The sequence below is a fragment of the Streptomyces flavusporus genome (assembly GCF_046267975.1).
Lineage (GTDB): Bacteria > Actinomycetota > Actinomycetes > Streptomycetales > Streptomycetaceae > Streptomyces > Streptomyces flavusporus.
This window is the reverse complement of sequence record NZ_CP176503.1, coordinates 367,896-380,331: the sequence shown is the minus strand read 5'-3', so window position 1 is coordinate 380,331 and position 12,436 is coordinate 367,896. Positions and strand designations below refer to the sequence as shown.

Sequence of the window (12,436 nt, the reverse complement as noted above, 5' to 3'; positions counted from 1 at the left end):
CGCATGAACGGCAGGATCGCCCTCGTGACGGGAGCCGGGGGCGGCATCGGTACGGCCGTGGCCCGGCTGCTCGCCGAACAGGGCGCCACGGTCGTCGGCGTGGACCTGGACCGCGACCGGCTGTCCGCCACGGTCGAAAAGCTCACCGCCGACGGGCTGCCGGTGCAGGGCCGGCCGGTGGACGTCACGTCGTCCGCCGAGGTCGAGGCCGTGGTGGCCGCGGTGGAAGGGGAGTCGGGACCCATCGACTACCTGGTCAACGCCGCCGGGGTGCTGCGCCTCGCCGAAGCCGGACAGCTCAGCGACGAGGACTGGAACGCCACCTTCGCGGTCAACAACACCGGCGTCTTCTACATGTCCCGGGCGGTCGTCAACCGCATGATTCCGCGTCGGCGCGGCGCCCTCGTCACCGTCGTGTCGAACGCGGCGGGCACCGCACGTACGCAGATGTCCGCGTACGCCGCGTCCAAGGCGGCGGCCACCGCCTTCACCAAGTGCCTGGGCCTGGAGGTCGCCCGGCACAACATCCGCTGCAACCTTGTCGCTCCCGGCTCCACGGACACCCCGATGCTGCACGGCATGCACACCGACGGGGCCGCGGTCGCCGCCTCCGTCGCCGGGAACCCGGCCGCGTACCGCACCGGCATCCCGTTGGGCAAGGTGGCGCGTCCGCAGGACGTCGCCCACGCCGTGCGCTTCCTGCTGTCGGACGAGGCGGCTCACGTCACGATGCACACGCTCACCGTCGACGGAGGGGCGACCCTGGGCGCTCCGACGTAGAGGACCCGCGCTTTCCCCTCCGTACAGCATGAAAGGACGAACCACTGCATGTCCGGCATACCATCGATCGAGCCCTACCCGCTGCCGCTGCCGGACGACCTCCCCGCACCGGTCGTCGACTGGCGGGCCGACCCGCGGCGTGCCGTGCTGCTCGTCCACGACATGCAGGACTACTTCCTCAAACCGTTCCCGCAGGACTCCTCACCCCGCACCCCACTCATCCGCAACGCGGCACTGCTGCGGCAGCGCTGCGCCGCCCTCGGCGTCCCGGTCGCCTACACCGCCCAGCCCGGTGGGATGACACCGCACCAGCGGGGCCTGCTGGCCGACTTCTGGGGACCCGGCATGCGCACAGCACCCGAGCACCGCCGGATCGTCGAGGCCCTCCAACCCGCCCCGGGTGACTGGACGTTCACGAAATGGCGCTACAGCGCCTTCTTCAACACCGACCTGCTGGCACGGATACGGGTCACCGGCCGTGACCAACTCCTCCTGTGCGGCGTCTACGCGCACGTCGGTGTGCTGATGACCGCGATGGACGCGTTCAGCCACGACATCCAGCCGTTCCTGGTGGCCGACGCCGTCGCCGACTTCTCCGCCGAACACCACCGGCTGGCCCTCCAGTACGCCGCCCAGCGGTGCGCCGCCGTCGTCACCACGGCGGCCCTGTGCGACACCCTCATGGCGCCCGTGGCGGAGGAAACGCGGTGACCGGGAAACACCCACCCACAGCCGGGCCGGCCCACACCCATGACGCCCGCGACCTCCTCGCCCGCGTCCTGGACGGCTCCGCGCCCGCCTTCGCCCTGCTGCACCGCCCGCAGGCCACCGGCCCGGAGACCATAGAGGTCCTGCTGACCGAAACGGCCCACTGCGCCGCCCTGGCCGACCTGCCGCTGCCGAGGGAAGCAGCCCCGGAAGGCGGCCACGAACTGCTCGCCCTGGTCCCGTACCGGCAGATCACCGAGCGCGGATTCACCGCCCACGACGACGGCGAATCCCTGATCGCGATGACGGTCACCGCCCAGCAGACCCTGCCGCTCGCCGATGTCCGGCTGCGGCTGCCGAACGAGCCGGTCAAGATCGACCAGGACGGCTTCGACGTCTCCGACCAGGTGTACGCGGACATCGTGCGTCGCGTGATCGCCGACGAGATCGGCACCGGCCAAGGCGCGAACTTCGTGATCAAACGCACCTTCACGGCGTGGCTACCGGGCTTCTCGACTGCCGGAGCCCTCTCGATCTACCGCCGGCTGCTGGAGCGGGAAAGGGGCGCCTACTGGACGTTCCTCGTGCACACGGGCGACCGCGTCCTGGTGGGTGCGACCCCCGAGCGGCACATCAGCGTGCGCGACGGTACGGCCGTCATGAACCCCATCAGCGGCACGTACTGCTATCCCCCCGGCGGTCCCACGCTCGACGGCGTGCTGTCCTTCCTGACGGACCGCAAGGAAACCGACGAGCTGTACATGGTGGTCGACGAGGAACTGAAGATGATGGCCCGGGTCTGCCCCTTCGGCGGACGCCTGACGGGCCCCTACCTCAAGGAGATGGCACGCGTCGCACACACCGAGTACCTCATCGAGGGACACACCGACCGCGACGTACGCGACATCCTCCGGGAGACCCTGTTCGCCCCGACGGTGACCGGATCGCCGCTGGAGAACGCCACCAAGGTGATCAGCCGTCACGAGCCGACCGGGCGCGGCTACTACAGCGGGGTCGCCGCACTCATCGGGCGGGACGCGGGCGGCGACCGCACCCTGGATTCGTCCATCCTGATCCGCACGGCCGACATCACAGCGGACGGCCGCCTGCGGATCGGCGTGGGGGCAACCCTGGTGCGTCACTCCGACCCCGAGTCCGAGGCCCGAGAGACCCGGGCCAAGGTGTCAGGGCTGCTCGCCGCGCTCGCCGAGCCCGCACCCAGCCGCTTCGCCACCCATCCCGACGTCCAGGCCGCGCTGGCGGGCCGCAATGCCACCGTCGCGGGATTCTGGCTGGACGAGCCGGAGAACAGGGCCCACGTGTCGGCCGAGTTGACAGGACGCCGGGTGCTCGTCGTCGACGCCGAGGACACCTTCACGGCGATGCTCGCCCACCAGATCCGCTCCCTCGGGGTGGAGGCGACCGTGTGCCGGTTCGACGAGGCCTACGACATGGCGGCGTACGACCTGCTGGTCCTGGGGCCGGGACCCGGCGACCCGGGACAGCTGGGGCACCCGAAGATCGCACATCTCAGATCGACGATGTCCCGGCTCCTGGCCGCGAGGCATCCCTTCCTCGCGGTGTGCCTGAGCCACCAAGTGCTGAGCGCGCTGCTCGGCCTCTCTCTGGTACCCCGCCGGGTCCCCAACCAGGGTGTGCAGCACGAGATCGACCTGTTCGGACGGCGCGAACGGGTGGGCTTCTACAACACGTACACGGCATGCGCGGCGGCCGACGTCATCGAGCACCCGGACGTCGGCCGGGTGACGGTGAGCAGGGACCGCGCCAGCGGCGAGGTCCATGCCCTGCGCGGACGGTCCTTCGCCTCGGTGCAGTTCCACGCGGAGTCCGTCCTGACCCAGGGCGGACCGCGGATCATCGGTTCGCTGCTCACCCAACTGGTGCGGCCGCGCACCCCATAGGCCGACCGGCATCAGCAGAGAAGGGACACAGGCAGCGACATGGCACACGCACTCATCGCGGGCGGCGGCATAGGCGGCCTTGCCACCGCTCTGGCGATTGCGCGCTGCGGTCACCGCGTCACCGTCCTCGAACGCGAGGACACCTTCGCCGAGATCGGCTCGGGCATCCAGCTCGCTCCGAACGGCTTCCACGCCCTCAACCTGCTCGGTGTGGGGCAGGACGTGCGGGACCGGGCGGTGTTCGTCGACGAACTCCGCCTGATGGACGGCCTGACGAGCGAGAAGATCGTCGGCATGCCGGTCAAGGAGCGGTACCGACAGCGCTTCGGCAACCCCTACGCCGTGGTGCACCGCCGGGATCTCCACGGCCCCCTGCTCTCGGCGTGCCGGGCGAGCGAGGGCATCGAGCTCGTCGCGAGCGCCGCCGTGCAACGGTACGTACAGAAACCGGCATCCGTGACGGTGACCACGGCGGACGGCCGGACGTTCACCGGCGACCTGCTCGTGGGAGCCGACGGCATCCGCTCGACCGTTCGCGCGCACCTGGTGCGCGACGGCGCTCCCCGGGTCTGCGGACACACCATCTACCGCTCGGTGATACCGATCGAGAAGGTGCCGCGGCGACTGCGCTGGAACGTGGTGACCCTGTGGGCGGGCCCCGCCTGGCACTTCGTCCACTACATCATCGGCCGTGGCGAGTACCTCAACCTCGCCGCGACCCTCGACGACGGCGCCCGCGAGTCCGTCTCCGGACGCCCGGTGCGGCGGGCCGTCGTGCTGAGCCGCTTCCAGGAGCTGGGCGAAACCGCCCGGCTGCTGCTGGAGTTGGGTGAGCACTGGCGGCAATGGGTGCTGTGCGACCGCGATCCGGTCGACGTCTGGACGGACGGCCGGGTGGCGCTCATGGGCGACGCAGCCCATCCGATGCTCCAGTACGCCGCCCAGGGCGCCTGCCAGGCCCTGGAGGACGCCGTGGTCCTGGGTGACGTCCTCGCAGACGCCACCGCCGACGACGTGGCGCAGCGCCTGGAGGAGTACAACGCCGTGCGACGCGAGCGGACCGCGCGCACCCAACTGCTGGCCAGGGAGATGGGCACACGCGTCTACCATCCCGCGGGGGAGGAGGCGCAGGCACGCACCGCGATGCTGCGTTCGCTCACCGAGGACGACCTTTACGAAAAGGTGCACTGGCTCCATGGCGCCCGGGACTTCACCCGGTCCAGACGTCCCTGACGGAAGAAGGCCGGGCATGCCTTTGGGTACCGCGCCCCGACCAGTCCTCCTGCGCGACCAGCGTCGCCGCCCCGTACTTTACCTTCCGGATGGTAAAGTAGAGCCATGGCGAGTAACGCAAAACGTCAGATCCTCGATGGCGCGCTCGACCTGCTCCGGGCCGAAGGGGGCGGGACGATCACCCTCGACGCGGCGGCCAAGCAGGCAGGGGTGACCAAGCCGGGGCTGATGTACCACTTTCCGACCAAGGAAGCCCTGATGCTCGCCGTCGTCGACCACGTCGCCGACCGGTGGGAGACGCTGCTGCTGCACCGGCTGGGGCGGCCGTTGGAGACGGCTACGCCGCACCAGCGGATCCGTGCCTACGTCGAGGTGTCTCTGGCCGCAGAGTTCGATCGCGCGGACTTCGCGATCTACTTCGACGCCCACTACCGCACTGCCTTCACCGACGCCTGGGTCCGCCGCATGGAACCGTGGCTCGCCGTCCCCGACACCCTGCCGGATACGGCACGCGCCCGGCTCGCCGCCGCCCGGCTGCTCGCCGACGGCTACTGGATCGCCACCTCCACCGCTGTCTTCCCCGTCCCGGACCGCGACCGCGCCCACCTGCTCGCGGTTGCCGAAGACCTCCTGAAAGACGAGTCCTCCTGATGAGGAAATGGCTGCTGCTCATCGCAGCGATCCTGCTCGAAGTCACCGCCACGCTCTTTCTGCGCGGAGCCCTCGACCACCCGGCGCTGTACGTCGTCGCCGCGGTCGGCTATGTCGGCTCCTTCGTCGCCCTGTCGCGCGTGCTGCGCGCGGGCATGGCCCTCGGCGTCGCCTACGGCATCTGGGGCGCCTCCGGCGTCGCCCTGACCGCCGTCCTGGCGACCATCGTCTTCGGTGACCCGCTGACCGCGATGATGGGCGTCGGTATCGCCCTGGTCATCGCCGGTGTCCTGTGCGTGGAGCTCGGCTCGCAGGCCGCGCACGCCCGCCAGGCCCGCGAGGAAGGAGCCACGGCATGACCTGGGTGTTCCTGGCCTGCGCCATCCTGTCCGAGTGCGCCTCCACACTGTCGCTGCGAACAGCCTCGCGGGACGGCGGCAAGAAGTGGTTCATCGCCGTGGCCGTCGGCTACGTGGCCGCGTTCTCTTTCCTGACCCTGGCCCTGGACGGCGGCATGGCCCTCGGCGTCGCCTACGGCATATGGGCCGCTGCCGGTGTGGCCCTGACCTCCATCGCTTCCCGCGTCCTGTTCCACGAACCCCTCACCAAGGTCATGGGCGCGGGCATCGGCCTCATCGTCATCGGCGTCCTGTGCATCGAACTCGGCACCGACCACTGACGACCTCACCAGCCGGGCTCATGCGACGACTCCCCGACCGAGGGTCTCCTTGGACGGGGAGCGCGAGCAATTTCCGGTTCACCGATCGAGGCGTCAACGCTCCAGGTGGACGGTGAAGTGCCTCTCCGTCTCACCGGCGGGAACGGTGCGGACAAAGCCTCGGGCGTTGCGGTAGTCCCCCGATCCGCCGGTGATGCCGACGTCGACAGAGGGCGGGGCAGGCAGGTGGAGCAGCGCCTGCGCGGCGAACTGCCCCTCGGGCAGGGCGAAGGTGCCCAGGCACTGGAGCGCGGCCGGGCTGACCCGGGTATAGGTGCAGATCACGCTGTGATCGCCGACCTTCTCACCGTCGCGGTACAGGTCTTCGTGGATGACACGCTGGTCACCCAGGCTGAGTCCCTCCTCGCCCAGATCGAGGTCCTCGCTCGCGGTCTGCTTGCCCACCAGCTCAAAGACCTCCGTGCGCTGCCGAGTGTCGGACGCATCGCTGGACGTCGACGGGCTGGCCGACGCCAGCGGGGCAATGGCGACATCCGCGATGACAGCGGCCAGGCCGGCGGCTGCACTGAGGTAACGCACCTTCTTGGTCTTCAACATGCTCGGCAACTTGCTGCTCCGTTCCGTTGGAATGGAAGTCGATTCGGTGGCGACGGGTGCGCCACGCCCACACGCCCGGGTCAGGAATCCGCGCGCTTCGGCAGCCGCCAGTTCGGGCGCGGGAAGTGGCAGGTGTAGCCGTCCGGGTAGCGCTGCAGGTAGTCCTGGTGCTCCGGCTCGGCTTCCCAGAAGGCACCGGCCGGAGCGACTTCGGTCACGACCTCTCCCGGCCACAGGCCCGATGCCTCGACATCGGCGATGGTGTCCTCAGCGATACGTCGCTGCTCGTCGTCGAGGTAGAAGATGGCGGAGCGGTAGCCGGCCCCGACGTCGTTTCCCTGCCGGTTCCTTGTTGTCGGGTCATGGATCTGGAAGAAGTACTCCAGCACGGCGCGGTAGTCGGTTGTGGCGGGGGCGAAGGTGATCTCGATCGACTCGGCGTGGGTGCCGTGGTCGCGATAGGACGGATACGGCATGTCGCCGCCGCTGTATCCCACCCTAGTGGTCAGCACACCCGGGAGCGACCGAAGCAACTCCTGCATGCCCCAGAAGCAACCACCTGCCAGCAGTGCCTTCTGCGGGACGTCACGCATCAGACGGCAGTGGCGTTGATGGTGACGGGGATGTTGCCGCGGGTGGCCTTCGAGTAGGGGCACAACTGGTGGGCGGCGTCGGCGAGCTCGGTGGCCTGGTCCTGGTCGACGCCGCCGAGTTCGAGGTTGAGGACGGCGGCGAGGGAGTAACCGCCGTCGTTGTGGTTCAGGCTGATCTCGGCGTTGATCTCGGTGCTGGTCAGCCTGACCTTGCGGTCGGCGGCGGCGCGACGGACGGCGCCGAGGAAACAGGCACCCCAGCCCGCGGCGAAGAGTTGCTCGGGGTTGGTGGCGGTGCCGGCCCCGCCGAGCTCCTTGGGGTAGGAGAGGGCGGTCTCCAGCAGGCGGTCGTCGGACTGGACGCGGCCACCGTTGCGGCCTTCGCCGGTGACGTTCACAACGGCGGTGTAGCTGTTCGGCATTGCATGTCCTCGTAGGGAAGTCGGGGCGTTGCGGGTCTCGTCGGTCGAGAAAACTCGAGTCGAGAAAACTCCTTGGCGGGGACACGCATCACGGGTCACCTGTTCGGGAGGTGACCCGATCGTCGCGGTATGGTCGTCACCTGTCAAGATGGTGATGTCTGGGTGGGGTGGGCATCCTCACTGCGCCCGCGGCGAGAGAGGTGTCAGCTCCCGGTGAGACGTGCCGTGAGGTGGGCCGTGCCCGCGGGTACGGCGAGCAGCGTGCCGAGCGCGGTCCGCTCGGTCCGTACCGACGATCCGGTGTCGCCGGGTTCCGCCTCCGCGCCCACCAGCAGTACCTGCCACGGCCCCGGCGCACCCTCCGCCTCGACCGTGACCGTGTCGCCGTCGCGGCTCGTCCGGAAGACGGCTGCCGCGCCGTCCCGGGCGCCCGGGGCCGGGATCCGTGTCGTGACCGTCGTACCGTCGACCGGCGCGTGGACCCGCAGTGTCACCCCGCGCGCCCAGTCGTACTCCGCCGCGTCGTCGCTCTCGCCGTACGGGATGACCGAGCCGGGCCGCGCGAGCAGGGGGAGGCTGTCGAAGCCATACTGCTCACGCCGCCAGCCGGGCCCCTGGATCTGCTCGCCCGACAGCAGATGGGTCCAGGTGCCGTCCGGCACGTAGTAGTCGACGGTGCCGTCCGCCGAGAAGACGGGAGCGACGAGCAGGTCGTCGCCGAGCATGTACTGCCGGTCGAGGGTGTGGCAGGCGGGGTCGTCGGGGAATTCCAGCACCATCGCCCGCATGACCGGCGTGCCGCGCTCCGCCGCCTGCTGGGCCGCGCGGAACAGGTACGGCATGAGCCGGTGCTTGAGGCGGGTGAAGTCGCGGGTGACCGCGACCGCCTCCTCGTCGTAGTCCCACGGCACCCGGTAGGACTTGCTGCCGTGCAGCCGGCTGTGCGACGACAGCAGGCCGAACTGCACCCAGCGCTTGAAGACCTCGGGCGTCGGCGTGCCCTCGAAGCCGCCGATGTCGTGGCTCCAGAAGCCGAAGCCGGACAGGCCCAGCGACAGCCCGCCGCGCAGGGATTCGGCCATCGCACCGAAGTGGGACTCGCAGTCGCCGCCCCAGTGGACCGGGAACTGCTGACCGCCGGCCGTCGCCGAGCGCGCGAAGAGCACAGCCTCGCCCGCGCCCCGTGCCTCGCGCAGCACGTCGAAGACGGTCTCGTTGTAGAGCTGCGTGTAGTAGTTGTGCATCCGCTCCGGGTCGGAGCCGTCGTGCCAGACCACGTCGGTGGGGATGCGCTCGCCGAAGTCGGTCTTGAAGCAGTCGACGCCCTGCGCGGCGAGCGCGCGCAGCTTGCCCGCGTACCACTCCCGCGCGTCCGGATTGGTGAAGTCGACGAGGGCCATGCCCGCCTGCCACAGGTCCCACTGCCACACGTCGCCGCCTGCCCTGCGGACCAGATAGCCGTGCCGTTCGGCCTCCGCGAACAGCGCGGACTTCTGCGCGATGTACGGGTTGATCCACACCGACACGCGCAGCTCGTGCTCGTCCTTCAGGCGCCGCAGCATGCCCTCCGGGTCCGGGAAGACGTCCGGGTCCCAGGTGAAGTCGCACCACTGGTACTCGCGCATCCAGAAGCAGTCGAAGTGGAACACCCCGAGCGGGATGTCGCGCTCGGCCATGCCGCGTACGAACCGGTTCACCGTCTCCTCGTCGTAGGAGGTGGTGAACGAGGTCGACAGCCACAGCCCGAACGACCAGGCCGGCGGCAGCGCCGGGCGGCCGGTCAGCGCCGTGTAGCGGTCCAGGATGTCCTTGGGTGTCGGGCCGTACACGACGAAGTACTCCAGCGACTGGTCCTCGACGCTGAACTGCACCTGCCCGACGGCCTCCGAGCCGACCTCGTAGCTCACCTTGCCGGGGTGGTTGACGAAGACGCCGTAGCCGCGGTTGGTCAGATGGAACGGAACGTTCTTGTACGCCTGCTCGCTCGCGGTGCCGCCGTCGGCCTGCCAGATGTCCACGCTCTGGCCGTTCTTGACGAACGGCGTGAACCGCTCACCGAGCCCGTACACCAACTCGCCGACACCGAGCGACAGCTGGCCCAGCGAGTAGTGGCTGCCGTCGCCGGTGACCGCGAAGCCGGTCCCGCGCGCCTCGGCGGAGGTGAGGACGCGGCCGTCCGCGGTGAAGTCCAGCCGCCACGGTGCCGCGGTGTCCACGCGCAGGGACAGCTCTCCGGCCGTCAGCTCAAGCAGCGAGCCCTCGCGGGTGACCTTCGCCGCGTGGCCCGGCTCGGCGCGCAGCGCGAACTCCGGGCCGCGCTCGGCGGCGCCCGCGTGGTGGGTGGAGCGGACGCCGATCACTCCCTCGGCGGGGGACCAGCATTCGACGGTCAGCAGCGGGCTGTTGAGGGTGTGGCCGCGCTTCGTCACGTGCCGCACGGGCGCGTAGAGCGTGAACCGGTCGTCGGTGACCTGTACGTCGGCGACCTCGGTCGCGTACGACGCCTTGACGCCGTCGCGCATGAGCCAGTAGCCGTCGGTGAACTTCATGGGGGGGTCCTTAACGAGGGGTGGTGCGGCTGCCGGGAGCGGCGGGTCAGGCGCCGCCGCGGGTGCGGTGGGCGGCGATCAGCCGCTGGTACCAGTGGTAGCTGTCCTTGGGCGTGCGCGCCTGCGTGGCGTAGTCGACCCGGACGATGCCGAAGCGCTGGCCGTAGCCGCGAGCCCACTCGAAGTTGTCCAGCAGCGACCACACGTAGTAGCCGCGCACGTCGACGCCGGCGCGCAGCGCGGCGGCGAGCGCGTCGAGATGGCCGTGGAGGTAGTCGATGCGGTCGGTGTCGCGGACCCGGCCGTCGGCGTCGGTCGTGTCCGCCTCGGCCGAGCCGTTCTCGGTGATCAGGATCGGAGGCAGCGCCGGGTAACGCTCGGTCAGGTCGACCAGCAGGTCCGTGAAGGTGTGCGGGACGACGGGCCAGCCCATGGTGGTGTGCCGGACGTCGTCGCGCCAGCTCTCCTCGGCCCGGACGTCGACCGCGGTACGGGTCGCCGGGTCCGGGTCGCGGTACGGGGCGTCGGCGACGGTGATCGGCCGGTAGTAGTTGATGCCGACGAAGTCGAGCGGCGCGCCGATGAGATCGAGGTCGCCCTCGCGCCGGTACGAGCCGTCGCCGGAGGGCAGGAGCTCGCCCCAGGTCTCGGCCTCGTGCTCCGGGTAGCGTCCGGCGAACAGCGGCTCGAACCACACGTCGTTGTGCAGTGTCTCCACGCGGCGTACGGCGGCCAGGTCGGCGGGGGAGTCGGTGGCCGGCAGCAGCCGGTCGGGGTTGAGCGTGATCCCGACCTCGCGTACGCCCGCGGCGCGCAGCTCGCGCACGGCGAGCCCGTGGCCGACGAGCAGATGGTGCGCGGCGGCGAGCGCGCCGCGGCCTTCGCGGGCGCCCGGGGCGTGGGCGCCCGCCGCGTAGCCGACGAAGGCGCTGCAGAACGGCTCGTTGAGGGTGATCCAGCGGTCCACCCGGTCGCCGAGCCGGGCGGCGACCAGGCCGGCGTACTCGGCGAAGCGTTCCGCGGTCTCGCGCACCCGCCAGCCGCCGAGGTCCTCGAGGGGCTGGGGGAGGTCCCAGTGGTAGAGGGTGGCGGCGGGTGAGATGCCGGACGCGAGCAGCTCGTCCACGAGCCGGTCGTAGAAGTCGAGACCCGCCGTGTTGACCGGGCCCGAGCCCTCCGGCTGGATGCGCGGCCAGGCGATGGAGAAGCGGTAGCTGTCCACGCCCAGCTCGCGCAGCAGGGCGACGTCCTCGCGGTAGCGGTGGTAGTGGTCGCAGGCCACGTCACCGGTGGCGCCGTCCGCGACGCGTCCCGGCTCGCGGCAGAAGGTGTCCCAGATGGACGGGCCTCTGCCGTCCTCGTCGTACGCGCCCTCGATCTGGTAACTCGCGGTGGCGGCGCCGAAGAGGAAACCGTCGGGGAACTCGGGGAGTCTCATGATGGGTTACAGCCCTTACCGGCTACTTGACGGACCCGCCGGTGATCCCGGCGGCGATGTACTTCTGGGCGACGACGAGCAGGATCGCGGCCGGCACGGCCGAGAGCACCGCGGTCGCCATGACCGCGCCCCAGTCGCTGACGTGTGCGCCGACGAACTGGTAGATGCCGAGCGTGATGGGCCTGACGTCGTCCGTGGTGTTGAGGGTCAGCGCGAACATGAAGTCCGACCAGGCGAAGAGGAAGGTGAACAGACCCGCCGTGATCAGGGCGTTGCGGCTCATCGGCAGCACGATCCGGACGAACGCGGTGAAGCGGTTCGCCCCGTCCACCATGGCGGCCTCGACGACCTCACCCGGGATGGACACCATGAACGCCCGCAGCAGCACGATCGCGAACGGCAGACCGAGCGAGGCGTCCGCCAGGATCAGTCCCAGGTAGGAGTTGACCAGGCCGAGCTCTGCGTACGCGCTGTAGAGGGCGTTGGCGATGACGATGCCCGGCACCATCTGCGTGATCAGCGTCGTGAAGACGATGCCCTGGCCGCCGCGCAGCCCGAACTGGGCGAGCCCGTACGCGGCGGGCGCGGCCAGCGCGAGACACACGACGACGGCGCCGAGCGCGACGACGAAGCTGGTGAGGAGCGAGCCGCCCTGGGTGCTGATCGCCGTGTCGAAGTTCTTCAGGCTCGGTGAGGCGGGAAACCACTCGGTGGCGGCGATGCTCGACTCGGGCTGGAGCGCGGTGTTGACCATCCAGTACACCGGGAAGAGCAGTACGGCGAGGATCAGCAGCGCGGCGGCGGTGTTCCACGCCGAGCGAAAACGGAGACGGTTCGCCGGTCGGTTCATCGGCGCCTTCATCG

The 12,436-nt window shown here is 70.1% G+C and carries 13 protein-coding genes; 7 read left to right on the top strand and 6 right to left on the bottom strand.

Features of this window, described 5'->3' with window-relative positions:
* The first annotated feature begins 3 nt into the window (after positions 1 to 3).
* From ACKTSN_RS02015 to ACKTSN_RS01985, 7 genes are all read left to right on the top strand, one after another.
* Positions 4 to 780 carry a 2,3-dihydro-2,3-dihydroxybenzoate dehydrogenase gene (locus tag ACKTSN_RS02015; RefSeq protein ID WP_409467488.1) on the top strand — a complete coding sequence of 259 codons (777 nt, stop codon included), beginning with the start codon at positions 4 to 6 and terminating at the stop codon, positions 778 to 780.
* Between the two features lie 48 nt (positions 781 to 828).
* Positions 829 to 1,491 carry an isochorismatase family protein gene (locus ACKTSN_RS02010; protein WP_409467487.1) on the top strand — a complete coding sequence of 221 codons (663 nt, stop codon included), beginning with the start codon at positions 829 to 831 and terminating at the stop codon, positions 1,489 to 1,491.
* Positions 1,488 to 3,410: an anthranilate synthase family protein gene (locus ACKTSN_RS02005; RefSeq protein ID WP_409467486.1), complete on the top strand. Its 1,923-nt coding sequence runs from the start codon at positions 1,488 to 1,490 to the stop codon at positions 3,408 to 3,410. Before ACKTSN_RS02010 ends, ACKTSN_RS02005 begins: the two co-directional genes overlap by 4 nt.
* Positions 3,411 to 3,449: 39 nt before the next feature.
* The gene (locus ACKTSN_RS02000; protein WP_409467485.1) at positions 3,450 to 4,643 is read left to right on the top strand and encodes a 3-hydroxybenzoate 6-monooxygenase; all 1,194 of its coding nucleotides are present in this window, start codon (positions 3,450 to 3,452) and stop codon (positions 4,641 to 4,643) included.
* Between the two features lie 105 nt (positions 4,644 to 4,748).
* Positions 4,749 to 5,294 (top strand): TetR/AcrR family transcriptional regulator, encoded by a 546-nt coding sequence (locus ACKTSN_RS01995; protein WP_409467484.1) that lies wholly within the window; start codon positions 4,749 to 4,751, stop codon positions 5,292 to 5,294.
* Positions 5,294 to 5,653 carry a DMT family transporter gene (locus tag ACKTSN_RS01990; RefSeq protein WP_409467483.1) on the top strand — a complete coding sequence of 120 codons (360 nt, stop codon included), beginning with the start codon at positions 5,294 to 5,296 and terminating at the stop codon, positions 5,651 to 5,653. Before ACKTSN_RS01995 ends, ACKTSN_RS01990 begins: the two co-directional genes overlap by 1 nt.
* Positions 5,650 to 5,973, top strand: a complete 324-nt coding sequence (locus ACKTSN_RS01985; RefSeq protein ID WP_409467482.1) for a DMT family transporter — start codon at positions 5,650 to 5,652, stop codon at positions 5,971 to 5,973. Before ACKTSN_RS01990 ends, ACKTSN_RS01985 begins: the two co-directional genes overlap by 4 nt.
* Before the next feature lie 93 nt (positions 5,974 to 6,066).
* On the opposite strand, the gene ACKTSN_RS01980 is transcribed toward ACKTSN_RS01985, so the two are convergent.
* From ACKTSN_RS01980 to ACKTSN_RS01955, 6 genes are all read right to left on the bottom strand, one after another.
* A complete protein-coding gene (locus tag ACKTSN_RS01980; RefSeq protein WP_409467481.1) occupies positions 6,067 to 6,570 on the bottom strand; it encodes an allene oxide cyclase barrel-like domain-containing protein in 504 nt (167 codons plus the stop codon).
* Between the two features lie 80 nt (positions 6,571 to 6,650).
* Entirely contained in the window at positions 6,651 to 7,163 is a 513-nt protein-coding gene (gene msrA, locus ACKTSN_RS01975) for a peptide-methionine (S)-S-oxide reductase MsrA (RefSeq protein WP_409467480.1), read from the bottom strand.
* Positions 7,163 to 7,585 (bottom strand): organic hydroperoxide resistance protein, encoded by a 423-nt coding sequence (locus ACKTSN_RS01970; protein ID WP_409467479.1) that lies wholly within the window; start codon positions 7,583 to 7,585, stop codon positions 7,163 to 7,165. The genes msrA and ACKTSN_RS01970 overlap by 1 nt, the downstream gene beginning before the upstream one ends.
* Positions 7,586 to 7,788: 203 nt before the next feature.
* On the bottom strand, positions 7,789 to 10,134 hold the full coding sequence (gene yicI, locus ACKTSN_RS01965) for an alpha-xylosidase (RefSeq protein WP_409467478.1): 2,346 nt from the start codon (positions 10,132 to 10,134) through the stop codon (positions 7,789 to 7,791).
* A gap of 46 nt (positions 10,135 to 10,180) precedes the next feature.
* Complete coding sequence (locus ACKTSN_RS01960) at positions 10,181 to 11,572, bottom strand: GH1 family beta-glucosidase (protein WP_409467477.1); 1,392 nt, start codon at positions 11,570 to 11,572, stop codon at positions 10,181 to 10,183.
* Positions 11,573 to 11,594: 22 nt separating this feature from the next.
* Positions 11,595 to 12,422 carry a carbohydrate ABC transporter permease gene (locus ACKTSN_RS01955; RefSeq protein WP_409467476.1) on the bottom strand — a complete coding sequence of 276 codons (828 nt, stop codon included), beginning with the start codon at positions 12,420 to 12,422 and terminating at the stop codon, positions 11,595 to 11,597.
* Positions 12,423 to 12,436 lie beyond the last annotated feature (14 nt).